Consider the following 23,126-nt stretch of genomic DNA (forward strand, 5'->3'; position numbering starts at 1 on the left):
ACCCCCCAGGCCATGGATCGGCCGCTCAGCCTTTTCCAGAAGGTCCTGCCGCCGTGCTCGATTCCGTGTCCTCGCTCGCCCTCCGCAGCGCCCTCGATGGGCTCGCCCTGCGCCAGCGCGTGACGGCGAACAACATCGCCAACGTCAACACCCCCGGCTTCCACGCGCAGCGCGTGGACTTCGAGGACGCCCTGGCCCGCTCGGTGTCGATGGGGAACGGCAGCGTCCAGGCCACCACGGACACCTCCCTCGAGCCGACCCGGCTCAACGGCAGCAACGTCAACCTGGACACCGAGACCCTCTCCAACATCGACACCGTGCTGCGCTTCCAGTTCGCCGCACGCGCCGTCGAGGGCCCCTTCACCAGCATCCGCACCGCCCTGAGGACCTCCTGATGACCTTCGACGCCATCGGCATCTCCGGCACCGGCCTGACGCTGCACCGCAAGTGGCTCGACGCCGTGGCGGACAACATGGCCAACTCCAACACCGTCACCTCCACCGACGGTGCGGCCTTCCAGCAGCGCTACATCACCGCGCGGGCCGACGAGAACGGCCAGGGCGCCTACGTGGCGGGGGCCGAGTTCGGCAGCGCCGAGGGCCGCCTGGTCCACGAACCCGACCACCCACTCGCGGACGAGGACGGTTACGTCCGTTACCCCGACATCGACATGAGCGCCCAGATGGGCCAGCTCATCATGGCGCAGCGCGGCTACCAGGCCAACGCCGCCGTCGTCGACCGCGCCAAGGCCACCTACGAAGCAGCCCTCCAGATCGGACGCTCCTGATGCCCGTTCCCGCCATCGGCGCGGTCCAGCCCGTCGCCACCTCCTACCTGCCGTCCGCCGGTACGGTGTCCGACGCCGGAGGTTCCGGCTTCGCGACGTCCCTCACCTCGGCGGTGGACAACCTGCAGTCCCTGCAGTCGACGTCGAACGGGCTCGCCGTGCAGGCCGTCACCGGCGACCTCACCGACATCCACAACGCCACGCTGGCCTCGACGCGCGCCCAGGTGACGCTCGAACTCGTCGCGGCCGTCCGCAACAAGGGCGTTGACGCCTTCAACGAGATCATGAGGATGCAGGCCTGATGCCCACGCCGATGTCCACCGCCGCAACCCGCCTCGGGGATGCCGTGAAGAGCTTCACCATCGCCCAGCGCACCATCGCCATCATCGGCGTCGCCGTGCTCGTGCTCGGCGGTATCGCGCTCACCTCCTGGCTCTCCAAGCCGTCCTACACGCCGCTGTTCTCCGGGCTGAGCGGTGAGGACGCGAGCACCATCGTCGACCAGCTCCAGACCGACGGCGTGCCGTACGAGCTCACCAGCGGAGGCGGCACCATCCTCGTGCCGGAGAACGCCGTGTACGACCAGCGGATCAAGGCCGCCTCCGCAGGCCTGCCGTCGTCGTCCACCGGAGGCTACTCCCTGCTCGACGACATGGGGGTCACGTCCTCCGAGTTCCAGCAGTCCACCACCTACAAGCGTGCACTCGAGGGCGAGCTCGCCGCGACCGTCTCGGCGATCGACGGCGTCAAGACCGCCACGGTCCGTCTCGCCATCCCCGAGGACACCGTCTTCGTGGCCGAGCAGGGCAAGCCGACCGCCTCCGTCTTCGTCGAGACCAATCCGGGTGCAACCCTGTCCAGCGACCAGGTGCAGGCGATCACGCACCTCACCTCCGCCTCGATCGACCGCATGGACGCGGCGGACGTCGCCGTGATCGATGCCGAGGGCCGCGTGCTCTCCGCCGTCGGTGTCGGCGCCACCGGCGGGACGGACCAGCAGGCCTCCGACTACGAGAAGCGCGTCCAGGGTTCCGTGCAGGCCATGCTGGACCGCGTGGTCGGTGCCGGCAACGCCACCGTGGCCGTGGCCGCGGACATGAAGCTCGAGAGCGCGGAGCGTGTCGAGGAGACATTCACGACGCCCGAGAACGCCCCTGCCCTGAACGAATCCACCACCACCGAGGCCTACGAGGGAGCCGGCGGCGGCAATGCCGGCGTCCTCGGCCCGGACAACATCGCGGTGCCCGAGGACGGCGCGGCCGGCGACGGGACATTCAACTCCGAGTCGAGCACGCGCAACAACGCCGTGAACAAGACCACCGAGTCCACCACCGTGCCCGCGGGCGGGATCAACCGCCAGACCATCTCCGTCGCCGTGAACCGGGGCGCCACGGCCAACATGGACGTCGCGGCCCTGACGGCGCTCGTCGGCAGCGCCGCTGGTGTCGACGCGGCCCGCGGGGATGTCGTGACGGTCGAGGAACTGCCGTTCAACCAGGCCGGCGCGGATGCCGCCGCGGACGCCCTCGCCCAGGCGGAGGCAGCGCAGGCGGAGCAGCAGCGCGCCGAGCTGATCCGCACGCTGTCCATCGTCGCGGCCATCCTGCTCGTCGCCATCGTGGCGCTGATCATCTACGCCCGCCGGTCCCGCCGGCAGCGGCGCGAACCGCTGGACCTCGGCGAACTGCAGGGTGTCTACCCCGCGATCCCCGGCCCCGTGGCACCCGCGATCGATCCCGCCGTGGGACTCCTCAGCGCCGTCGAGCCCGCTCCCAGCACCACCACGATCGACGTCGCCGCCGTGCAGCAGGCACTGCAGGCAGGGTCCGCGGAATCGGACCTGGAGCGCATGCGCGCGGACATCGACGCCCTCGCATCCCAGGACCCGGCGAAGACCGCCGAGTTCCTACGCAGCATGATGGATGACAGGCAGAGCGTATGAGCACCGTCGCACGCACATCGGTGACGGGTACGCAGAAGGCCGCGATGGTCCTGATGCAGCTCGACCAGGGCAGGGCCGCCGAGATCCTCAAGCAGATGTCCGAGGCCGAGGCCGAGGAGATCGTCGCGGAGATCGTCCGCCTGCGGCGGGTCGAGCCGGCGGCCGCGGAGGAGGCTCTCGCCGAGTTCCACGAACTGACCATCAGCGGCCGGCACCGGACGCGCGGTGGCATGGACGTGGCCATCGGCCTCCTCGAATCGTCCTTCGGTGCCGAACGTGCAGCCGGCGTGGTGGGCCGCCTCGCCTCCACCGCAGCCGGCCGGTCGTTCGACTTCCTCGACAGCGTGGAAGCCGGCCAGATCCAGACCGTCCTCGAGGGCGAGCTGCCGCAGACCATCGCCCTCGTCCTCGCGCACCTCAAGCCGGAGCGCGCCTCCGCCGTGCTCGCCGGCCTCAACCCCTCGAGCCGCACCGACGTCGCCCAGTGCATCGCGACCATGGGATCCGCGACCCCCGAGGCTGTGTCCGTGGTGGCGGACACCATCAAGATCAGGGCCGGTGGCGTCGCCGCACCGCGCCACGGCATCTCCGCGATCGGCGGCATCCAGCCCCTCGTGGACATCATCAACCGCGCCGACGTCCTCACGGAACGCGAGCTGCTCGACGGCCTCGAGGATCGCGATCCCGCCCTGGCCGAGGAGGTGCGCGCCCGCATGCTGACCTTCGCGGACATCGTGAACCTCGAGCGCCGCGATGTCCAGCAGGTGCTGCGCGGCATCGACTCCGCCGTGCTCGCCCTCGCGATGAAGGGCGCCGCGGAGGCCGTGGTGACAGTGATCCGGGCGAACGTGTCCGAGCGGAACCGGGAGATCCTCGACGACGAGATCCGCGGCGTCGGGCCGGTCCGCATCTCGCAGGTGGAGGAGGCCCGCGCCGAGGTGGTGCGTGCCATCCGCGACCTCGAGGCGCAGGGCGTCATCACGATCCAGCGCGGGGACGAGGACGAGTATGTCGACTGATGCACTGACCCCCGTCACCTTCCCGTACCTCGGCCGGGGTTCCGGGCAGGCCGCACACGACACCGCCGTGGCGCAGGGCCACTCCGCAGGCTATGCCGACGGGCTGGCGCTCGCGCGCGCGGAACTCGCCGAGCACCGGGCTCGGCTCGAGGCCGAGGCCGCGTCCGCACGCCTGCAGGCGGAGGCCCTGCTCGCACAGCGGCTGCGGGTCCTCGACGCCGCGGCGCGTGCCCTCGAAGCCCGGACAGCGCCCGTGCTCGACCAGGCCCGGGAGCGCATCCTCGACGCCGCCTTCGGCATCACCGAGGCCCTGCTCGGGCGCGCCCTGGCCGACGGTCCGACGTCCGCCCGGAACGCCGTCGCGCGTGCCCTCGAGGGTGCGGACGGCGAGGACGTGCGGGCCGTCCGCCTGCACCCCGCCGACCTCGCCCTGCTGGCGCCGGGTGACGCTCCCCAGGGCGTGACGCTCGTCCCCGACGCATCCCTGGGCAGGGGCGATGCCGTCGCCGAGTGCCCGAACGGGTCCATCGACGCGCGGCTCGGTACCGCCCTCGCGCGGGTCCGCACCGCACTGGCGGGAGGGACGGCGTGACGCTCACCATCGACGACGCCGTCCGCCTCGCCCGCCTCGCGGCCGCACCCCAGCGCGTGGGACGCGTCGCCTCCGTCGTCGGCCTCGGCGTCGACGTCGTGGGACTCGACTGTGCCATCGGGGACCTCGTGACCATCGGCGACGACGCACCCGTGGATGCCGAGGTGGTCGCCGCCTCCCTGACCGGGCTGCGCTGCATGCCCTACGGCCATCTCTCCGGCATCCAGGCCGGAGCGCCCGTGCGCGCCCAGGGTGCACCCCTGCTGGTGCCGGCGGGGCCCGGACTGCTCGGGCGCGTGCTCGACGGCGTCGGCCGGCCCATCGACGGACGTGGTCCGCTCACCGACGTGACCTGGGTGTCCCTGGACAACACGCCGCCCGGAGCCCTCGAACGCACGCGCATCACCGAGCCCCTGCAACTCGGCGTGCGGGTGATGGACACGCTCACCACCGTGGGCCGCGGGCAGCGCATGGGACTCTTCGCGGGATCCGGCGTCGGCAAGTCCTCCCTGCTCTCGATGATCGCGCGGGGCACCGACGCGGCCGTCTCGGTGATCGCCCTCGTGGGCGAGCGCGGCCGCGAGGTCCGGGATTTCCTCGAGGACGACCTCGGGCCCGAGGGCCTCGCCCGGTCGATCGTCGTGGTCTCGACCTCGGACGAGCCCGCGCTCCTGCGCCTGCGTGCTGCCTTCGTCGCCACGCGGATCGCCGAATCCTTCCGCGACGGCGGCGCCGACGTCATGCTCATGATGGACTCGCTGACGCGCGTCGCCATGGCCCAGCGGGAGATCGGCCTCAGCGTCGGCGAGCCCCCCGCCACCCGCGGGTACCCGCCGTCCACCTTCTCTCTGCTCGCCCAGCTGCTCGAACGCGCGGGGACCGGGGCCGTCGGCTCCGTGACCGGGATGTACACGGTGCTCGTGGACGGCGACGACCACAACGAGCCGGTCGCCGACGCCGCGCGGTCCATCCTCGACGGGCACGTGGTGCTCGACCGCAAGCTCGCCGTCGCCGGACATTTCCCGTCCATCGACCCCCTCGCCTCCATCTCCCGCGTCGCCTCCCGTGTCACCACGCGCGAGCAGGCCGGCGCAGCCGGTGCACTCCGCAGGACGCTGGCCGCGCGCAAGGCCGCCCAGGACCTGATCGACGTCGGCGCGTACCACCGGGGGACCAACCCGCTGGTGGATGCCGCCGTGGACCACGAAGCCGCGATCAACGCCTTCCTGCAGCAGCGCATGGACGAACAGACGCCGTCCGGCGACGCCTGGAACCGCCTCGCCCACCTCACCGCATCGATGGGAGTCTCCTGATGCCACGACAGTTCCCTCTCGCCGGCCTGCTCCGGCTCCGACAGCTGCGTGAGGACGAGGCCGCAGGGTCGCTGGCCGCCGCCAACGAGCGGCTGCGCGCCTCGCGGGCCCGCACGGACGGCATCAGCGATGCCCTCGACGGCACGGACCTCGACCCCGCGGAGTCCGCGTCCCTCTATGCCGTGGCCGCTGCTCGTGCCTCCGCGCGCAGCACGCTCGCCGACCTCCACGCCCTCGAGGCCCAGCTCCAGGCGGACCAGGAGCGTGCACAGGACCACTACCGGGCCGCACGCGCGGCGACGGTGGGCCTCGAGAAGCTCGAGACCCGGCACCGGGACACCGAGGCGACGGCGCTGCTCGGCGCCGAGCAGCGCGTGCTCGACGAGATCGCTTCCGCCGGCCGGCGGCAGCACACAGGAAAGGACCGGACATGACGATGACCGACGCGGTGGGCCGCATCCAGCAGATCCAGTCCACCCTCACCATGCTCTCCGCTCCGGTGGCGCGGACGCAGGCCGGCGCCACCACCGGTTCGACGACGGCCACCGGTTCGACGACAGCTGCCGGTACCCCTGCAGCGTCTGCGCCGACGGCCTCCGCGGACCTGTTCGCCGACGCCCTCGCCGGCGCCGCAGCACCGTCCGCCGTGGCTGATACCGGAAGTGCCGCGGGTGCCTCCGGTGCCGCGCCGCTGCCTGCCCCTGCCTCGGCCGACGCCGCCCGGCTCATCGAGGCGGCGCGCACGTACGAGGGCGTTCCCTATGTCTGGGGCGGCACCGATCCGGCCTCGGGCCTCGACTGCTCGGGGTTCGTGCAGCGTGCCTATGCCGACATCGGCATCCAGATCCCGCGCGTGACCTGGGACCAGATGAACGCGGGGACGCACGTCCCGTCCCTCGCCGAATCGCAGCCCGGTGACCTCCTGTTCAGCCACGACGGCGGACACGTGTCCATGTACCTCGGCGGAGGCAAGGCGATCGACGCACCGCAGCCGGGCCAGACCGTGGCAGTCCGCGACATGTGGGAGACGGACGCGAACATCACGACCATCCGCCGCATCCTGCCGGCAGCGCCGGAGGGCGCCGCCTCCGTGGCACCAGCAGACCTCGCCGCCGCCTCCGTGGCGCCGGCGTCCGCGGCGCCGGGCGCTGCCGATACCGCGTACGCGGCCCAGGCGGCGTTCCTCGCGAGCATGGCGCGATGAGCCCCGTGCAGCTTTCCCCCTCCACGGCGCCGGCCCGCGACGCCGTGCAGGTTCCCAGGCTGTCCTCCGGTGCGCGGGGCCCGGCCGACGGCGCACCCTCGTTCGGTGAGCTGTACCGCCGCCACGCGGCGGACCGTCCCGGCCCGGGTCCCGTCCCTGCCGGTCCGCGCCTGTCCGCCTCCCCGTCCGCCTCCCCGTCCGCCTCCCCGTCGGCTCCGCCCGACGCACCTTCCGCCGTGTCGGCACTTTCCGCCGTGTCGGCTCCGTCCACAGCGTCGGACTCCACGACCGCGACCGTACCGGGTGCCGTCCCTCCCGCCGGAACGGCACCTGCCGCCCCCGATGCCGGAGGCAGCGTTCCTCCGCCTCCGGTCGACGGCACCGCCGCCCCCGACCTGCCGGCGACGCCGCCCCCTGCTGTCCAGGCTCCGGCTCCGTCGGCGGGTGCGCCGGTGGGCGGAGCCGCCGTGCAGGGGATCGGGAGCCCGTCCGCCGGACCGGGAACGGCATCGGCTCCTGCGGCATCCGCTGTGGCATTCTCCGCGGCGAGCACGGCGAGCACGACGGTCCCGACGGCCGAGCCCCGTTCCGCCTCGACTGCAGGACCGTCGGACGGGGGAGCGGTGCTCGCCTCGCCGGAGGTGTCGGCCGATGTCGTGGCTGGTGCGCAGCCGGATCTCCCGACGTCCGGAGCGACGGCGTCGACGGCCACCCCGGACGCCGCTCCCGGCGGTGTCCCCGCAGCAGCGGGGGCGTCCAGCGCACCCGGCGGTGGAGCCGGAACCGGGATCGCCATGTCAGGCTCCCCGTCGGATCCCGTCGACCAGGCTCCGACAGCGACGGGCACCCCTGGAACCGCCTCCGCCCCGCGCGCCGGCGTCCCGAGCGAGCAGGTCTCGGCGCCGGCCGGCGCCGCAGGGTCGCTCGGCCCCGACGCGACCGGTCCGGACGTGGTCAGCCCCGACGCGACCGGCCCCGACGCGACCGGCCCCGACGCGACCGGCCCCGACGTGACCAGCGGTACGGGCGGCGCCGCGCCGTCGGCCGCGGTGCCGGATGTGCCCGCGGCGCCGGCCGACGCCGGTGCTGTCCCTCCTGCCGCCGCGCGCATCGAGATGCCGGTCGCCGCACAGCCGGTGGCCGCAGCCCCGGGCGGCGCCACGGAGTCGCAGGCGCCCGTCCGCGCAGGGACCGCACCGCTGCCCCAGCAACTCGGTGCCCCCGCCTTCGCGCTCGCCCAGGCCGCAGTCGATGCCCCGGGCGGTACGAGCACCATCACCGTCACGGTCGCCCCCGACGACCTCGGGCCCATCACCATCCGCGCGAGCATCTCCGCGGACGGCACGAGACTCGAGTTCTTCTCCGCCACGGACGGCGGCCGCGACGCCCTCAGGCAGGCGCTACCCGACCTGCGGCGCGAGGCGTCGTCGTCGGGCCTGTCCGCGTCGCTCGACCTCGGGACCGGCACTCCCGACGACGGCAGGGACGGGCCGCGGGACGACAGGCCGCGGCACGCCCCGCCCGGGGGAGAACGACCAGTGCCGACCCCCATCCCCTGGACCGGCCGCCCCGCGGCGGGCTCCCCGACCCTCGACCTCTTCGCCTGATCCGGAAGGACTGCCATGCCCGTAGATCCCGTCGCCTCCGCGACCTTCGCCCCTCCCGAGGCATCCGCCACGGGAACCCGCAAGCAGGCCATGGACTCCGAGGTCTTCATGTCGCTGCTCGTCAGCCAGCTCCGCAACCAGGACCCCAGTGCGCCGATGGACACCAACCAGATGATCTCCCAGACCACGCAACTGGCCATGATGGAGAAGATCACGCAGATGACCGGCATCAGTGAGGAGAACTTCCACCTCCAGATGCGCTCCTCGGCCGCCGCGCTGCTCGGCAACGAGGTCTCCTACACCGGGACGGACGGCGTCGAAGCGCGCGGCACCGCGACCGCGGTCTCCTACAGCGGCCCCGTCCCCACCGTCACGATCGGCGGCAAGAGCATCGCGCTCGACCTCGTCTCCGGGGTCGGGACAGTGCCCGCGCCCACCCCCACGACTTGATCCCGCCGATTCCTTCCTGATCCTGCACCGCACCTCCCGATCCGCCCGCTCCGCACCGAAAGGCACCACCATGCTTCGCTCGCTCTACTCCGGTATCTCGGGGCTCCGCTCCCACCAGACCATGCTCGACGTCACCGGCAACAACATCGCCAACGTCAACACGACGGGCTTCAAGGCCTCGGCCACCCAGTTCCAGGACACGCTGTCCCAGATGACCCAGGGAGGGGGCGCTCCCCAGGAGGCCCTCGGCGGTACCAACCCCGCCCAGGTCGGCCTCGGCGTGCAGGTGGCCGGTATCGTCACCAACTTCTCGCAGGGCTCGGCTCAGGCCACGGGCCGGGCCACCGACATGATGATCTCCGGTGACGGCTTCTTCATCTCGCGCCTCGGCGGCGAGACCCTGTACACCCGGGCCGGCGCCTTCACGCCCGACGCCGAGGGCAGGCTCGTCACTCCGGACGGCTCGCTGGTCCAGGGCTGGCCCGCCGTCAACGGCGTCGTGCAGCAGGGCGGGGCCGTCGGTGACCTGCGGATGCCCAAGGGCGCGGTGTCACCGGCGCAGGCGACGACGACCGCCCGCGTCACGGGGAACCTGCCCTCCGATGCCGCAGTGGGCACCCAGATCACGCAGGAGGTCGAGGTGTACGGCGCGGACGGCGCCGCACGCGATCTCACGCTGACCTTCACCCGCTCGGCAGCGGGCTGGAACGTCGCGGGCCAGGACGCGAACGGCGCGACCGGCGCCGGCCAGCTCGTGCTGCCCGACGGCCAGGCCTCGGCGGGTTCATCCGTCGCCGTGGGCGGGATCGCCGTCGACCTCTCGGCCGTCACGGGCTTCGCCGAGCTCAGGACCGTCTCCATCTCGGAGCGCAACGGACGCACCGCCGGCACCCTCGACTCGTTCACGGTCGGCGCCGACGGCACCCTGGTCGGTGCCTTCAGCAACGGCAGCCGGCAGCCCCTCGGCCGGGTGGCGCTCGCCGGCTTCGTCAACCCCGCGGGCCTCGAGAAGGCGGGTGGGTCCTCCTACCGTGCGACGGCGAACTCGGGGGCCGCGGAGATCGGCACGGCCGGCTCCAACGGTCTCGGGTCGCTCGACGCGGGCACCCTCGAGATGTCGAACGTCGACCTCTCGCAGGAGTTCACCAACCTGATCGTCGCGCAGCGCGGTTTCCAGGCGAACGCGCGCATCATCACCACGTCCGACGAGGTGCTGCAGGAGCTCGCGAACCTGAAGCGCTAGCCGGACCGGCCGATCAGGGGCGGGCCTGACCGGGCAGGGTCAGGATCTCCGCCCCGTCGTCGGTGATGGCGATCGTGTGCTCGCTGTGCGCCGTCCGGCAGCCCGTGGCGCTCCGGAGCGTCCAGCCGTCGGCGTCGGTGACCAGGGCGGCGGTGTCCACCATGACCCAGGGCTCCAGCGCCAGCAGGAGCCCTGGGCGCAGGACGTAGCCGCGCCCCGGTCTGCCGGTGTTGGCGATGTGCGGGTCCTGGTGCATCGTCGACCCGATACCGTGTCCGCCGAAGTCGGTGTTGATGGGATAGCCCGCCTCGCCCAGGACGGAGCCGATGGCGAAGGAGATGTCGCCGATGCGGGCTCCTGGTCCGGCTGCTGCGATGCCTGCGGCCAGCGCGCGTTCTGTGGCTCCGATCAGTGCGAGGCTCTCCGCCGGCTGCGTCTCGCCCACGACGAAGCTGATGGCGGAGTCCGCGGCGATCCCGGCCTTCGACACGGCGAGGTCGAGTGTCACCAGGTCGCCGTCGGCGAGCGCGTAGTCGCGGGGCAGCCCGTGGAGGACGGCGTCGTTCACGGAGGTGCAGACGTAGTGGCCGAACGGGCCGCGCCCGAAGGACGGCGCATAGTCGACGTAGCAGGACTCCGCCCCGGCCTCGGCGATCATGTCCGCGGTCCACCGGTCGATGTCCAGGAGATTCGTGCCGACGGCGCTGCGGCCCTTCAGCGTGTGCAGGATGTGCCCGACGAGCGCGCCGGTCTCCCGTGCCCTGTCCAGTTCGGAGGAGGTGAGGATCTCGATCATGCGATGCCTTTCCAGGGAACCCAATAACTATACCGGTAATAGTATCCCGGTACTAGACTCGGAGCCATGGTCAGACTGCCGCTCACGCCGGGGGAGGTCGAGCGCGGACAGCGCCTCGGCGCCCTCCTGCGGCGCGCCAGGGCCGAGCGCTCCATGCTCGAGACGGCACTCGACGCCGGCGTCTCGCCGGAGACCCTCCGCAAGATCGAGTCGGGTCGTGTGGCCACTCCCGCCTTCCCGACCATCGCTGCCATCGCCGACGTCCTCGGTCTCTCCCTGGATGTCGTGTGGGCCGAGATCAACCAGCCCGAGCGCGACGTCGAGCCGGCCCGCCGCGACGGGCGGGAGCGACTGGCGTCCTAGGGGCGTCCTTACGAAGCTGCGGCACGTGCCGACAGTGGAGGAAAGAGGCCCCGCCGGGGCGTCCCGACTCCAGGATGTCCGATGATCGTGGTGACCCGGCTCAACGAGAGCCAGTTCGCGGTGAACCCTGACCTCATCGAGCGCATCCACGAGAATCCGGACACCACGCTCGTGATGGTCGACGGCGCGAAGTACATCGTGACCGAATCCCTGCACGAGGTGATCGACCTCATCGCGGCCTACCGGGCCCGTATCCTCTCACTCGCCCGGTTCCAGCCGGTGGAACCCACGGATCCGACCGGGCAGCGACCGCTCGGGCTCGTCCGCGATCGCGACGCCGCCGCGGCGCCTGCCCGCCCGGGCACCGACGTCGATCCCGGCGCCGGCACGCCCGTCCAGCTCAGACCAAGGAACAACTGATGGATCCCGCAACACTCGTCGGCATTCTCCTCGCTTTCGGTGCGCTGTACGCGATGATCACCCTCGAGGGTGCCCACGTGCAGTCACTCCTCCTGCCGGCGCCCATGGTCCTCGTGTTCGTCGCCACCCTCGCGGTCGGCATCGCCGGTGGCACCCTGAAGGACTTCATCGTCGCGGTGAAGGCCGTCCCGCCGGCGATCATGGGCAAGAGCACGCCTCCCCAGGACACCATCGACAGCGTGGTGGTGCTCGCGGAGAAGGCCCGCAGCGAGGGACTGCTCGCGCTCGAGGAGGAGGCCACCACGGCGAAGGACCCGTTCCTCCGGGGCGCGCTGCAGAACATCGCGGACGGGACGGACGGCGAGGAGCTGCGCGAGATGCTCGAGGACGAGATCGATTCCGCCTCCTCGACCCACCGCACGGCGTCGAAGTTCTTCATGAGCCTCGGGGGCTATGCGCCGACCGTGGGCATCGTCGGGACGGTGGTGTCCCTGACGCACGTCCTCGAGAACCTCTCGAAGCCCGACGAACTGGGCCACATGATCGCCGCGGCGTTCGTGGCGACCCTCTGGGGCCTGCTCTCGGCGAACTTCCTCTGGCTGCCGATCGGTACCCGCATCAAGCGCCTCGGTGACATGGAGACCGCCCGGATGACCCTCCTGATGGAGGGCGTGCTGGCGGTCCAGGCCGGCAGCCAGCCGCGCCTGCTCGGCGAGCGGCTGAAGGCCATGGTGCCGCAGCACGCCCTGGGCAAGAGCGGGAAGGGCGACGGAAAGGCTCCGAAGGCCGCCAAGGGCGCCCAGGGAACGGGCGACGGCGCGGCGCAGGGCAAGGCCGCGGCGTGAGCAGGCGCCCCCACCGGAAGAACCGGGGCGAGGACCACGCCGACGAGCATCCGGACGAGCGCTGGATGGCGTCCTACATGGACATGGTCACCGTGCTGATGTGCATGTTCATCGTCCTCTACGCCATGTCCACCGTCGACCAGGCCAAGTTCGAGCAACTGCGCGTCTCCCTCGCCACGGGTTTCGGGGCGGTGGAGACGGCGACCGTCGACACGGCCGAGGGCACCGTGGTGCCCGCCGAGTACGCCAACGAGGAGGGGGAGTCCTTCACGGGGGGCGCGGCCCTCACGGATGCGGAGCCGGAGACGGAGCAGGAGGAGCCCGGTGCTGCGGCGGTGGCCGCGCCGACGCCGTCACCCTCGCCGTCGGCCGGTGGTGACACCGCCGAGCCCGTGACGGACCGGGAACGCGCCGTCGAGGAGGTCGAGAACCTCCGGGCCCTGCAGGAGCGCATCGACGCCGGGCTGAAGGAGCGCGACCTCGCCGAGGCCGTCCGCTACGTCATCGACGAGCGCGGCCTCACCATCCGGCTCGTCAGCTCGGAGACCTTCTTCCTCCCGGACAGCGCCCAGCTGACCGACCAGACGCTGCGCATCCTCGAGAGCGTGGGCCCCGTCCTCGCCTCGATCCCCAACGAGGTGGGCGTCGAGGGCCACACGGCACGCCTGCCCGACTCCGTGCCGCGGCCGCTCGACTGGGAGCTGTCCACCGAGCGGGCGGTGAACGTGGTGCGCCACCTCATCGACACGGGTGGCGTGCCCGCCCTCCGGCTCTCGGCCATCGGCTACGGCGAATCCCGTCCGCTCGCCCCCGGGACCAGCGAGGCGGAACTCGAACTCAACCGCCGCGTGGACATCGTGGTGCACTCCGACCAGCCCGAGAGCGTCCGCGGCCTCATGCCGGAGATCGCCGCCGGCGGCTGAATCGCTAACGGCCCGTGCAGGCCGGCCGATAGTGGCTGGTGTGACGGTCCAGGAACAACTCTCCTTTGGCGTGCCCTCGGGCTCCGCCAGGGCGGTGGATGTCTATGACTTCCGCCGGCCCACCACTCTCGCGCGTGAACACTCACGCGTGCTCGAACTCGCCTTCGAGACGTTCGCGCGCCAGTGGGGCACGCAGCTCACCGCGAAGGTCCGCGTGATCTCGCAGGTGACCAGCGAGCAGGTCCTCATGCAGACGTACAACGAGTACGCCGCATCCCTGCCGCCCACGACGGCGATGGTCCTCTGCGCCATCCAGGAGCATGCCAGCAAGGCGGTCATCCAGTTCCCCGCGTCCGCGGGCCTGTACTGGGTCGACTCCATGCTCGGCGGCCACGGCACTGTCCCTCCCGGCGAGCGGAAGTTCACGCAGATCGAGCAGGCGCTGATCCGGCGCCTCATGGACGACGCCCTCGAGGGACTCCACTACTCGCTGGGCTCGGTCCTGACCCAGCAGCTGGGCATCGACTCGATCCAGTACAACTCCCAGTTCGCCCAGGCGGCGTCGACCACCGAGCTCATGATCGTCGGGACCTTCGAGATCCGCGTCGGTGAACGCTCCTGCCCGGCCACGGTCGCCATTCCGGCGCAGCTGCTGCTCGCGCAGCTGGGCGACGCGAACCCCACCGCCACCGGCGAGGACGCACGCGAACTGATCGAGCAGCAGGTCACGCACGTGCCGGTGGACGTCGCCGTGCAGCTCGCGGCGCTGCCCGTCCTGCCGTCCCGCATCCTCGACCTCGCCGTCGGGGACGTCCTGAAACTGCCGCACCCGCAGCACCGGCCCTTCGAGCTCGCCGTCAACGGGCAGCGGCTCGGCGAGGCGGCCCTGGGCCAGAACGGCTCCCGCCTTGCCTGCGTAGTAGTGACCACCGAGGAGAACACCGCACCATGAACACCACCACCGCCGAGCACGAGGCCGCAGCGTCCCTCGCAGCACGACTCCCGCTTCCCGGCCCCCTCACGGCCGAGCCCTGCAGCGCCTCCGAGGTGCCGTCCGCGAGCGCGTCCACCGCGATCGTCGCGTCTTTCGTGGGCGCGTCCTCCGCGGATCTCGCCGTCGTCCTGATCGACGCGCAGCCCCTCGCCGCCGCCGCCGGCACGTCGTCGCCCCTCGTCTCCCCGGCCGACGTGCTCGTCCCCGCGCTCGAGGCGGCGTCGGCCGCACTCGGCGACGGCGTGCTCGGCGTCCCGGCGGTGCAGGACGCGCTGCCGCTGTTCCGCGACGCCGAGACCTCGGTGTTCCGCCTCGCCGGCAGGTCCGGGGCCGTGGGCTGGTTCGCCGTCCGCCTCCGCGGTGCCCGTCCGGGTGCATCCCCCCGCCGTTCCGCCGCCTCCGCCGGTGCCGCCAACCTCGGCCGCATCAGCAATGTGGAGATGGCCATGACCGTGGAGATCGGACGTACCCGGATGTCGGTGCGCGATGTCCTGGACCTCGAACCCGGCGCCGTGATCGAGCTCGACCGCTCGGCCGGCGCCCCGGCGGACGTGCTGCTCAACGGGCGCCTCGTCGCCCACGGCGAGGTGGTCGTCGTCGACCAGGACTACGCCGTCCGCATCACCCAGATCCTCGACGTCGCCGACGGCGCCCTATAGTGGACGTCGTGGTCCTCGCGCTGAGGGTGCTCCTGTCCCTCGGCGTGGTACTCGCGCTGCTCTTCGTGCTGCACCGCAAGCTCTCGAAGGTCAACGGCGGCCGCGCCGGAGCCGGCCTCGTGTCCGTCGTGGCACGCCAGGGCATCGGCGCGAAGGCATCCCTCGTAGTGGTGGAGGCCGAGGGCACGCGCTTCTACCTGGGCGTGACCGAGCAGTCGGTGTCGGTCCTCCACTCCTCGGCCGCGCCACGCGCGCTGCAGGCCGTCCCGGAGTCCGACGACGCCGTGCCCGCGGTCCAGGCGCGGGCGGCCGCGATCTCCGCGGGACCGGGCACACCGGAACCGGCCGACGCCCGTTTCGCCGCATCCCTGCGGCTGGCCGCTACGGCTCCCGCTACGGCTCCCGGTCCGGATCGCACCGCCGATGCCGAGCCGATCAGCCGCCGTGCCGCACGTGCAGCCCGATCAGCGGAGCCGACGCATGCCGCCGCGACCCTCCAGGGGTCGATCCTGTCGCCCGCCACCTGGAAGCAGACCGCAGCCTTCCTGCGCCAGGGACGGGCCGGGTGACGACGGCCGTCCTGCCGTCGGCACCCTCCGCGCGCGGAACCCGCCTGGCCCGGTTCCCGCTCCTCCCGGCAGTCGCAGCCGTGCTGCTCGCCGTCGTCGTCGTCCTGCTCGGAGCCGCCGCCGGCCACGCCGGCGAACTGGATCCCGCCGTTCCCTCGCCCACGGCACCGGCCGCCCCCGCCGACCCCACGGCACCGGCCGAGCCGGGCAGCGGGGACGGGCTGTCCGTCGAGATCAACGGCGTCAACGGGGAACCGAGCTCGGCCGTCCTCACCCTCATCGGGATCACGCTGCTGTCCGTGGCGCCGGCACTGCTGCTGATGATGACGTCCTTCACGAAGATCTTCGTGGTGCTCGCGATGACGCGGAACGCGCTCTCGCTGCCGTCCATCCCGCCCAACCAGGTACTCGCGGGGCTGGCCCTGTTCCTGTCGCTGTTCATCATGGCGCCGGTCCTGACCGAGATCAACGACCTCGCCGTCCAGCCCTACCTCAGCGGCGCGACGACCTTCACCGAGGCCCTCACGGACGGCGCCCGCCCCCTGCAGACCTTCATGATGGCGCACACCCGTGAAGAGGACCTGGCACTCATGACGCGGGCCGCCGGCCAGCCGAACCCCGAGGACGCCGCGAGCGTCCCGCTGACCACCCTGATCCCGGCGTTCATGATCTCCGAGCTGCGGGCCGCCTTCATCATCGGCTTCGTGATCTTCGTGCCGTTCCTCGTGATCGACCTCGTGGTCTCCGCGGCGCTGATGTCCATGGGCATGATGATGCTCCCGCCGGTCATGATCTCGCTGCCCTTCAAGATCCTGCTGTTCGTCCTCGTGGACGGGTGGGGACTCATCATCACGTCCCTCATCAACAGCTACCAGGGCGGCTGAGGTGGATACCAACGCCGTCCTCGACATCGGGCTCGCCGGCATCTGGGCCGCGGCCAAGCTGTCCGCACCCGTGCTCCTGACCGCCCTCGTGGTGGGGTTCGCGATCTCGCTGCTGCAGTCCATCACGCAGATCCAGGAGGTCACGCTCTCCTTCGTGCCGAAGGCCGCCGCCGTCTGCCTCGCCCTGCTCGTCTGCGGCCACTGGATGATCTCCGAGATGATCTCGTTCACGCACGAGATGTTCGAGCGCATCCCCGGGCTCCTCGGGGGCGGCTGAGATGGAGATCGAACTCGACCAGGGCCGGATCGAAGCCGTCATGCTCGCCGGCGTGCGGATCGTCGCCTTCCTCGTCATCGCACCGCCCTTCTCGTACAAGGGCATCCCGGCACGCGTGAAGGCCATGCTCGCCGTCGGGCTGGCGCTCGCGGTGTCCCCGCAGGTCGCCGGGAGCTACGAGACGGGCGGCACGGGCCGGTACATCGGTGCCCTGGTCCTCGAACTCGTGGTCGGCGCCGCCCTGGGCTTCCTCGTGCTGGTCGTCTTCTCCGCGATCCAGTCCGCCGGGAGCCTGATCGACCTGTTCGGCGGGTTCTCCCTGGCCCAGGGATTCGATCCGCAGTCGATGGTCAACGGTGCCCAGTTCGCGCGCCTGTTCCAGCTCACGGCCCTGACGCTGCTCTTCACGTCCGACGGCTACCAGCTCATCATCGGAGGCCTGGTCCGGACCTTCAGCGCGCTGCCGCTCGGCGGGGCGCTGGACCTGGCCGAACCCGTCGAGGCGCTCACCGGCGCCGTCACCGGACTCTTCCTGGCCTCGGTCCAGATCGCCGGTCCGCTGATCGTGGTCCTCTTCCTGGCCGACGTCGGCCTCGGGCTCCTGACGCGCGTCGCACCGGCACTGAACGCCTTCGCGCTCGGGTTCCCGCTCAAGATCTTCATCACGCTCAGCCTCGGCGGCGTGGTGTTCGTCGCCCTGCCGCGCGTCGTCTCGACCCTCGCGGACGACGCCGCAGCACTCCTGATGGGGGTGGGCTGACATGGCGGAGGATTCCGGCGAGCGGACCGAGCAGGCCACCGACAAGCGGATGAGGGACGTCCGCTCCAAGGGCCAGCTCGCCAAGTCCGAGGACTTCACGGCGTGGGTGGGCGTCGGAGCGGCAGCGCTGATGCTGCCGTCCCTCATCTCCCGCTCGTCCGACGCCGCGACCGAACAGCTCGTCCGCGTGGCCGACACCATCGCGAACCCCGATCCCGCGTCGGCCCTCGACGCCCTCGCCGACGGCGGCGCGTCCCTGGGCGTCATCCTGGGCCCCTTCCTGGGTGTGCTGCTGGTGGCCGTGCTCGGTACCGCCGCCCTGCAGGGCGGCATCCACGTGAAGAAGTTCTCCGGCAAGTTCGAGCAGTTCAACGTGGTCAACGGCCTCAAGCGGATCCTCGGAGGACAGGCCCTGTGGCAGGGCGCGAAGGCGCTCCTGAAGACCGCCGTGGTCGGGCTGGTGCTCGTCGTCGTCGTGCAGAACCTCATGCCGGTGCTGATGGCCGCCGGGGGACTCTCGGTCGCCTCGCTCCTGAACACCGCGGGCGACGGCACCGCCGCGCTCCTGCGGGCCGCCGTCGTCGCCGGTCTGGCACTCGCGGCGATGGACGTCCTCGTGGTGATGCGCCGGAACCGCAAGAAGACCCGCATGACCAAGAAGGAGGTCAAGGACGAGAACAAGAACTCCGACGGCGACCCCCTCATCAAGTCCCAGCGGCGCTCCCGCCAGCTGGCGATGAGCCGCAACCGCATGATCGCCGCCGTGGGCGGTGCCGACGTCGTCCTCGTCAACCCGACGCACGTGGCGGTGGCGCTCACGTACGAGCCCGGGCGGTCCGCACCGCGCGTCGTCGCGAAGGGTTCGGGCGTGATCGCCGCGAAGATCCGCGAGGAAGCGGAGAAGAAGCAGGTGCCGATGGTCTCCGACATCCCGCTGGCCCGTGCGCTGCACGCCGCCTGCGAGCTCGGCCAGGAGATCCCGTTCGAGAACTACGACCAGGTGGCCCGCATCCTGGCGTTCGTCATGTCCCTCAGGACCCGGGGGGCCGCCCGCGGCCTCCACACCCTTCCCGCCCGACCCTCAGCCGCCGGAGGCTTCTAGACCATGCGCTCCTCCCTCCCGAAATTCCTGGTCCCGGTCGGCGTCGTCGGCATCATCCTGCTCCTCGTGGTGCCGGTGCCGTCAGTGCTGCTGGACGTGCTGATCATCGTCAACATCCTGCTGGCGCTCGTGATCCTGCTGAACACCATGTTCGTCCGCAAGCCCCTGGACTTCTCCGTGTTCCCCTCCCTGCTGCTCGTCGCGACGCTGTTCCGGCTCGGCCTGAACGTCGCCTCGACCCGGCTGGTGCTCGGGGACGGCTACGCGGGGGAGGTCATCGCGGCCTTCGGGCACGTCGCCGTCGGCGGCTCGATCATCATCGGCGCGGTGGTCTTCCTGATCCTCGTGGTGATCCAGTTCGTGGTGGTCACCAAGGGTGCCGAACGCGTGGCCGAGGTGGGCGCCCGCTTCACCCTGGACGCCATGCCGGGCAAGCAGATGGCCATCGACGCCGACCTCAACGCCGGACTGATCACGGACACGCAGGCGCGCGAACGCCGCGCGGAGGTCTCGGCGGAGGCCGACTTCTACGGGGCCATGGACGGTGCATCGAAGTTCGTGAAGGGCGATGCCATCGCCGGGATCATCATCATCATCATCAACATCGTCGGCGGCCTCGCGATCGGCATGCTGCAGGACGGCCTGCCCATCTCCGAGGCCCTCACCACCTACGGGCTGCTCACCATCGGCGACGGGCTCGTCACCCAGATCCCGGCACTGCTCATGGCCGTGTCCACCGGCATGATCGTCACGCGGTCCAACGCCGAGGCGGACATGGGCTCGACGGCGGCCCAGCAGCTCGGGCAGTCGCAGAACGCGCTGCGCATCGCGGGTGCGGCGGCGATCGTCATGGCGCTCATCCCGGGCATGCCGAAGCTGCCGTTCATCGTGGTGGGCGCAGGCCTGATCGTGATCGCGCAGCGGCTCAAGAAGTCCGACGACGACGCCCGCACCGCGGCGGCGGCCCTCGAGGCCGAAGCCGCCGCGCCGTCCGCCGACAGCACGGACGACCTGCTCGAGCAGATGCGCGTCCACGCCCTCGAGGTGCTGCTCGCACCGGACCTGGTGGACGTCGTCACCGGCGCTCCCGACGACCTCCTCGGACGCGTCCGCGCCCTGCGCCGCAAGGTCGCGCTGGAACTCGGGGTCGTCGTGCCTCCCGTCCGCACGCGGGACAGCATCGACCTGCCGCCCGCCACCTACGTCATCAAGATCGCGGGTGTCGAGGCCGGCCGGGGCGAGGCTCCGCGCGGCAAGGTCCTCGCGCTCGGCGACCACCTCGCGCACCTGCCCGGTGCCGCCGTCGTCGAGCCCGTCTTCGGACTCGCCGGGAAGTGGGTGCCCTCGGAGCTCCGGCACAATGCGGAGCTCGCCGGCGCCACCGTGATCGACCGCGTCTCGGTCCTCGTGACCCACCTGTCCTCGGTCATCACGGCCAACGCCGCACGGCTGCTGACGCGCGAGGACGTCCGGGTGCTGACCGACGGCGTCCGCCAGGTCAGCCCCTCCGCCGTCGAGGAGCTGGTTCCCGGACTGATGACCCTCGCCGAGGTGCAGCGTGTGCTGCAGGGGCTGCTGTCCGAGCAGGTGCCGATCAACGACCTCGCCCGCATCTACGAGGCACTGACCCTGAAGGCGAAGTCCTCGTCCGATCCGGAGGGGCTGGTCGAGGCGGCCCGGCTGGCACTCGGGCCCGCCGTGACCCAGCAGTATCTCGACGGCACGCTGCTGCGGGTCATCATGATCGATCCGCTGCTCGAGCAGTCCATGCTCGAGGGGCTGCGCCCGTCCGACCAGGGCACGCAGATCCTCCTCGATCCCGCACGGACCGAAGCCGTCCTCGCCTCGATCCGCTCCACGGTGGCCGATATCGAGGCCACCGGCCGTTCCGCGGTGCTGGTATGCGCGCCGGCGCTGCGCCCCGCGCTCAAGCGGCTCGTGGGTCCCCAGGCGGCGGGGCTGCCCGTGCTCTCGTACCAGGAAGTGACGAGTGCGAACGTCGCCATCGAGACCATAGGAGTGGTGCGTGGCTCCGCAGTTATTTCATCTTGAGGGTCCCTCCCTCGAGGAGCTGAAGACCCAGGCCGCGGCCCTGTACGGTCCGCGGGCACTCATCGTGTCCGCGGAACTCGTCACGGTCGGCGGTATCCGCGGCGTACTCGCCCGCAGGCACTACGAGATCGTGGTCGAGGTGCCCGAGCCTGCCACCGGACACGCCGACGGCTACCGGTCCACGCCCGGTTCACCCCCTGGTTCCACCCCCGGTACCCGGCGGGGACGCCGCAGCGCCGCAGCGCCGGCGGGTATCGACGCCCTGCTCCAGCAGGCCGAGCTGGACGAGGTGCGGATAGCGGGCGGGTCCGCTCCCGCCGGGTCGCCGGCGGCAGGATCCCGGGGTGCCGCAGCCGGTGCCGGTGCCGGTGCCGCAGCCGGTGCCGCAGCCGGTGCTGCAGCCGGTTCCGGCAGGCCGGGATCCGGTGTGTCCGGCGCCGGTGCGGGGGAGCCCGCCGCCGTCTCGACGGACTCGGGCCTCTTCGCGGCGCTGATGGACAACCTCACCTTCGCGACCTCTCCCTCGACATCCGGTCCAGGTGCCGACCCGTCGGCCGCGCGGCGCCGGCCCGGCGACGACGCGCCGCAGGCACTCCCGGACGTCGGACCGACCCGGACCGGACCTCCCGCCGGACCGGTCACCACCGACCCTGTCGAGCGCGGATCCTCCGGCGGATCGACGCCGTGGGGCGCGCGCCCGGACGACCGGCCCTCCACCGCGGCGGGTAGTAGTGAGGCATCCGATGATGCACCCGCCGTCGTACCGCACCTCGCTGCGCACCCGGGCGACCCGGCACAGCTGCCCGACCTCGCGGGCCACGTCGTCGACACCTCCGCTGCACCCGACCCCGCGCCCGCGGTCCTCTCGGCACCCGGCGACCTCGTGATCATCGTCGGAGCGCCCGCCGTGGTCTGGGAGGTCGCGGCGTCCATGGCGGCGGCGTTCGGTCGGGGGGCCCCGGCCGCGGTGGCCGTCGCCGGACCGGAGGGCTGGCTGACCCGGGACGCACGCAGGATCGACGACCGCCTCGACGCCAACGCGGCCCGTGCCGCCGGAGTGGACGGCGGGCATCCGGTCTTCCTGGCGCTGTCCTCGGAGGATCCCGTGACCGACGCCCGGCTCCTGCTCGCCCTGCGCCCGGACCAGGTGTGGCTCGCGGTGGACGCCGGACGGAAGGAAGCGGACACTGCCGCCTGGGTCGGAGCCCTCCGCAGGAGCATGGAGCGCGCCGAGCTCGCACCGTCGGGGCTGGCGGTCGTGGGATCGGGGTCGACGGCGACGCCGGGCACGGTGGACGCGCTCGGTCTGCCCGTGGGCTGGCGTGACGGCGGGTCCCCGGAATCCCCGACGCGGCGCCGCGCTGCCTCCGTCGGTCGACGCCGGGCCGAGTCCGCCGGGATAGAGTGAAACGATGCTTGTTCTAACGCGAAAGGTCGGCGAGCAGATCCTGATCGGCGACGACATCGTCATCACGGTGCTCGATTCCCGCGGTGACGGCATCCGCATCGGCATCGATGCCCCGCGCGGCGTGAAGATCCAGCGCGAGGAGGTCCTGCGTGCCGTCACGGAGGCGAACCTCGCCGCTGCGGCTGCCGACGCCGAGGCCGCCGATGCGCTCAAGGCGCTGCTCCGGTCCGGTGCGGTGGTCGCGGCGGAGGATCCTGCCGACGGGCCCGCCGATGCCCGCCGCGGTCCGGCCGGCGGCGCCTAACAGACTCTCCCCGCACTGGCGAGCAATCCGGATCCCTGATTCTGCGTTGTCGCCCGAAATCCGCCGGATCTAGCCTGACACCACCTGTTCATACCAACACGGAGGTGCCTCATGGCTACTGGAGAAACCGGATTCGACGACGTCTCTTTCGACCTCATCTCGCTGCAGTACCACTCGCTCAAGGCAGGGCACGACTACGGGCAGTACGTGCGTGACGCCCGGAACGCCGGTCGCGACGACATCGCCGAGTTCTTCGAGCAGGTCATGGCCCAGGACTCCGAGCGCGCCGCGAAGTGCCATGCGTTCCTCGGTGAGCTGACGAAGTCCGACGAGTCCGGTCCCGCGATGAGCTGACCGTCGTCCGCCGGCAGTGGCGGGTGCCTGTGGGTGCCCCCCACTGCCGTGTCTCGGGGGACGGACGCACGGAAAAGCCCCGGCGGCGTACCGTCCGGGGCTTACGTGGAGCCTCCTGCCAGAGTCGAACTGGCGACCTTCTCATTACGAGTGAGACGCTCTACCGACTGAGCTAAGGAGGCAATGCTTCCCGGTCCGGGCGATGCCCGGGGCCGATCCACAAGCCCCAACTTTATAGGAGGTTCCGGCCCGGGGTCAA

At 71.7% G+C, this 23,126-nt stretch carries 28 protein-coding genes and 1 tRNA gene; 27 read left to right on the forward strand and 2 right to left on the reverse strand.

What is annotated here, in order from left to right:
- The first annotated feature begins 53 nt into the window (after positions 1-53).
- The 12 genes from ACX80U_RS14135 (at position 54) to ACX80U_RS14190 (ending at position 10,157) form a co-directional block, all read left to right on the forward strand.
- Positions 54-395, forward strand: coding sequence for a flagellar basal body rod protein FlgB (locus tag ACX80U_RS14135; protein WP_133080393.1), 342 nt, complete (start codon positions 54-56; stop codon positions 393-395).
- The gene (locus tag ACX80U_RS14140) at positions 395-787 is read left to right on the forward strand and encodes a flagellar basal body rod protein FlgC (RefSeq protein WP_133080394.1); all 393 of its coding nucleotides are present in this window, start codon (positions 395-397) and stop codon (positions 785-787) included. Before ACX80U_RS14135 ends, ACX80U_RS14140 begins: the two co-directional genes overlap by 1 nt.
- The gene (gene fliE, locus ACX80U_RS14145; RefSeq protein ID WP_459268904.1) at positions 787-1,089 is read left to right on the forward strand and encodes a flagellar hook-basal body complex protein FliE; all 303 of its coding nucleotides are present in this window, start codon (positions 787-789) and stop codon (positions 1,087-1,089) included. Before ACX80U_RS14140 ends, fliE begins: the two co-directional genes overlap by 1 nt.
- A complete protein-coding gene (gene fliF, locus ACX80U_RS14150; protein ID WP_459268905.1) occupies positions 1,089-2,729 on the forward strand; it encodes a flagellar basal-body MS-ring/collar protein FliF in 1,641 nt (546 codons plus the stop codon). The genes fliE and fliF overlap by 1 nt, the downstream gene beginning before the upstream one ends.
- Positions 2,726-3,748, forward strand: a complete 1,023-nt coding sequence (gene fliG, locus ACX80U_RS14155) for a flagellar motor switch protein FliG (RefSeq protein WP_133080397.1) — start codon at positions 2,726-2,728, stop codon at positions 3,746-3,748. The genes fliF and fliG overlap by 4 nt, the downstream gene beginning before the upstream one ends.
- On the forward strand, positions 3,738-4,340 hold the full coding sequence (locus tag ACX80U_RS14160) for a FliH/SctL family protein (RefSeq protein WP_459268906.1): 603 nt from the start codon (positions 3,738-3,740) through the stop codon (positions 4,338-4,340). The genes fliG and ACX80U_RS14160 overlap by 11 nt, the downstream gene beginning before the upstream one ends.
- A complete protein-coding gene (locus tag ACX80U_RS14165; protein ID WP_459268907.1) occupies positions 4,337-5,653 on the forward strand; it encodes a FliI/YscN family ATPase in 1,317 nt (438 codons plus the stop codon). The genes ACX80U_RS14160 and ACX80U_RS14165 overlap by 4 nt, the downstream gene beginning before the upstream one ends.
- Positions 5,653-6,087 carry a flagellar export protein FliJ gene (locus tag ACX80U_RS14170; RefSeq protein ID WP_459268908.1) on the forward strand — a complete coding sequence of 145 codons (435 nt, stop codon included), beginning with the start codon at positions 5,653-5,655 and terminating at the stop codon, positions 6,085-6,087. The genes ACX80U_RS14165 and ACX80U_RS14170 overlap by 1 nt, the downstream gene beginning before the upstream one ends.
- Entirely contained in the window at positions 6,084-6,857 is a 774-nt protein-coding gene (locus ACX80U_RS14175; RefSeq protein ID WP_459268909.1) for a C40 family peptidase, read from the forward strand. Before ACX80U_RS14170 ends, ACX80U_RS14175 begins: the two co-directional genes overlap by 4 nt.
- Positions 6,854-8,464 carry a flagellar hook-length control protein FliK gene (locus ACX80U_RS14180; RefSeq protein WP_459268910.1) on the forward strand — a complete coding sequence of 537 codons (1,611 nt, stop codon included), beginning with the start codon at positions 6,854-6,856 and terminating at the stop codon, positions 8,462-8,464. Before ACX80U_RS14175 ends, ACX80U_RS14180 begins: the two co-directional genes overlap by 4 nt.
- A 15-nt stretch (positions 8,465-8,479) precedes the next feature.
- Positions 8,480-8,914, forward strand: coding sequence for a flagellar hook capping FlgD N-terminal domain-containing protein (locus ACX80U_RS14185; protein WP_133080403.1), 435 nt, complete (start codon positions 8,480-8,482; stop codon positions 8,912-8,914).
- A gap of 70 nt (positions 8,915-8,984) precedes the next feature.
- A complete protein-coding gene (locus tag ACX80U_RS14190) occupies positions 8,985-10,157 on the forward strand; it encodes a flagellar hook protein FlgE (protein ID WP_208741777.1) in 1,173 nt (390 codons plus the stop codon).
- A gap of 13 nt (positions 10,158-10,170) precedes the next feature.
- On the opposite strand, the gene map is transcribed toward ACX80U_RS14190, so the two are convergent.
- A complete protein-coding gene (map, locus tag ACX80U_RS14195; protein WP_459268911.1) occupies positions 10,171-10,953 on the reverse strand; it encodes a type I methionyl aminopeptidase in 783 nt (260 codons plus the stop codon).
- A 66-nt stretch (positions 10,954-11,019) separates the two neighbouring features.
- Between map and ACX80U_RS14200 the strand changes: the two genes are divergently transcribed.
- The 15 genes from ACX80U_RS14200 to ACX80U_RS14270 all read left to right on the forward strand — a co-directional run bounded on the left by ACX80U_RS14200 (position 11,020) and on the right by ACX80U_RS14270 (position 22,867).
- Positions 11,020-11,316, forward strand: a complete 297-nt coding sequence (locus tag ACX80U_RS14200) for a helix-turn-helix domain-containing protein (RefSeq protein ID WP_133080406.1) — start codon at positions 11,020-11,022, stop codon at positions 11,314-11,316.
- Between the two features lie 81 nt (positions 11,317-11,397).
- Positions 11,398-11,736 carry a flagellar FlbD family protein gene (locus tag ACX80U_RS14205; protein ID WP_133080407.1) on the forward strand — a complete coding sequence of 113 codons (339 nt, stop codon included), beginning with the start codon at positions 11,398-11,400 and terminating at the stop codon, positions 11,734-11,736.
- Positions 11,736-12,581: a motility protein A gene (locus tag ACX80U_RS14210; RefSeq protein ID WP_459268912.1), complete on the forward strand. Its 846-nt coding sequence runs from the start codon at positions 11,736-11,738 to the stop codon at positions 12,579-12,581. The genes ACX80U_RS14205 and ACX80U_RS14210 overlap by 1 nt, the downstream gene beginning before the upstream one ends.
- Positions 12,578-13,504 (forward strand): OmpA/MotB family protein, encoded by a 927-nt coding sequence (locus tag ACX80U_RS14215; protein ID WP_347876204.1) that lies wholly within the window; start codon positions 12,578-12,580, stop codon positions 13,502-13,504. Before ACX80U_RS14210 ends, ACX80U_RS14215 begins: the two co-directional genes overlap by 4 nt.
- 40 nt (positions 13,505-13,544) lie before the next feature.
- The gene (locus tag ACX80U_RS14220) at positions 13,545-14,456 is read left to right on the forward strand and encodes a flagellar motor switch protein FliM (RefSeq protein ID WP_459268913.1); all 912 of its coding nucleotides are present in this window, start codon (positions 13,545-13,547) and stop codon (positions 14,454-14,456) included.
- Positions 14,453-15,157 (forward strand): flagellar motor switch protein FliN, encoded by a 705-nt coding sequence (fliN, locus tag ACX80U_RS14225; RefSeq protein ID WP_459268914.1) that lies wholly within the window; start codon positions 14,453-14,455, stop codon positions 15,155-15,157. Before ACX80U_RS14220 ends, fliN begins: the two co-directional genes overlap by 4 nt.
- Before the next feature lie 8 nt (positions 15,158-15,165).
- Entirely contained in the window at positions 15,166-15,726 is a 561-nt protein-coding gene (locus ACX80U_RS14230) for a FliO/MopB family protein (RefSeq protein WP_459268915.1), read from the forward strand.
- A complete protein-coding gene (gene fliP, locus ACX80U_RS14235) occupies positions 15,723-16,610 on the forward strand; it encodes a flagellar type III secretion system pore protein FliP (RefSeq protein WP_459268916.1) in 888 nt (295 codons plus the stop codon). The genes ACX80U_RS14230 and fliP overlap by 4 nt, the downstream gene beginning before the upstream one ends.
- A 1-nt stretch (position 16,611) precedes the next feature.
- Positions 16,612-16,887, forward strand: a complete 276-nt coding sequence (fliQ, locus tag ACX80U_RS14240; RefSeq protein WP_208739138.1) for a flagellar biosynthesis protein FliQ — start codon at positions 16,612-16,614, stop codon at positions 16,885-16,887.
- 1 nt (position 16,888) lies between these two features.
- Positions 16,889-17,647, forward strand: coding sequence for a flagellar biosynthetic protein FliR (locus tag ACX80U_RS14245; RefSeq protein ID WP_459268917.1), 759 nt, complete (start codon positions 16,889-16,891; stop codon positions 17,645-17,647).
- A 1-nt stretch (position 17,648) separates the two neighbouring features.
- Entirely contained in the window at positions 17,649-18,749 is a 1,101-nt protein-coding gene (locus ACX80U_RS14250; RefSeq protein ID WP_133080414.1) for an EscU/YscU/HrcU family type III secretion system export apparatus switch protein, read from the forward strand.
- A gap of 3 nt (positions 18,750-18,752) precedes the next feature.
- On the forward strand, positions 18,753-20,801 hold the full coding sequence (locus ACX80U_RS14255) for an FHIPEP family type III secretion protein (RefSeq protein WP_133080415.1): 2,049 nt from the start codon (positions 18,753-18,755) through the stop codon (positions 20,799-20,801).
- The gene (locus ACX80U_RS14260; RefSeq protein ID WP_208739136.1) at positions 20,776-22,209 is read left to right on the forward strand and encodes a serine/threonine-protein kinase; all 1,434 of its coding nucleotides are present in this window, start codon (positions 20,776-20,778) and stop codon (positions 22,207-22,209) included. The genes ACX80U_RS14255 and ACX80U_RS14260 overlap by 26 nt, the downstream gene beginning before the upstream one ends.
- A gap of 4 nt (positions 22,210-22,213) precedes the next feature.
- Positions 22,214-22,513: a carbon storage regulator CsrA gene (csrA, locus tag ACX80U_RS14265; RefSeq protein WP_133080417.1), complete on the forward strand. Its 300-nt coding sequence runs from the start codon at positions 22,214-22,216 to the stop codon at positions 22,511-22,513.
- Between the two features lie 111 nt (positions 22,514-22,624).
- Positions 22,625-22,867, forward strand: a complete 243-nt coding sequence (locus tag ACX80U_RS14270) for an acyl carrier protein (protein WP_133080418.1) — start codon at positions 22,625-22,627, stop codon at positions 22,865-22,867.
- A 106-nt stretch (positions 22,868-22,973) separates the two neighbouring features.
- Here the strand turns inward: ACX80U_RS14270 and ACX80U_RS14275 are convergent.
- A tRNA-Thr gene (locus tag ACX80U_RS14275) sits at positions 22,974-23,049 on the reverse strand.
- Positions 23,050-23,126: the final 77 nt, after the last annotated feature.

Source organism: Arthrobacter sp. TmT3-37 (assembly GCF_054510835.1).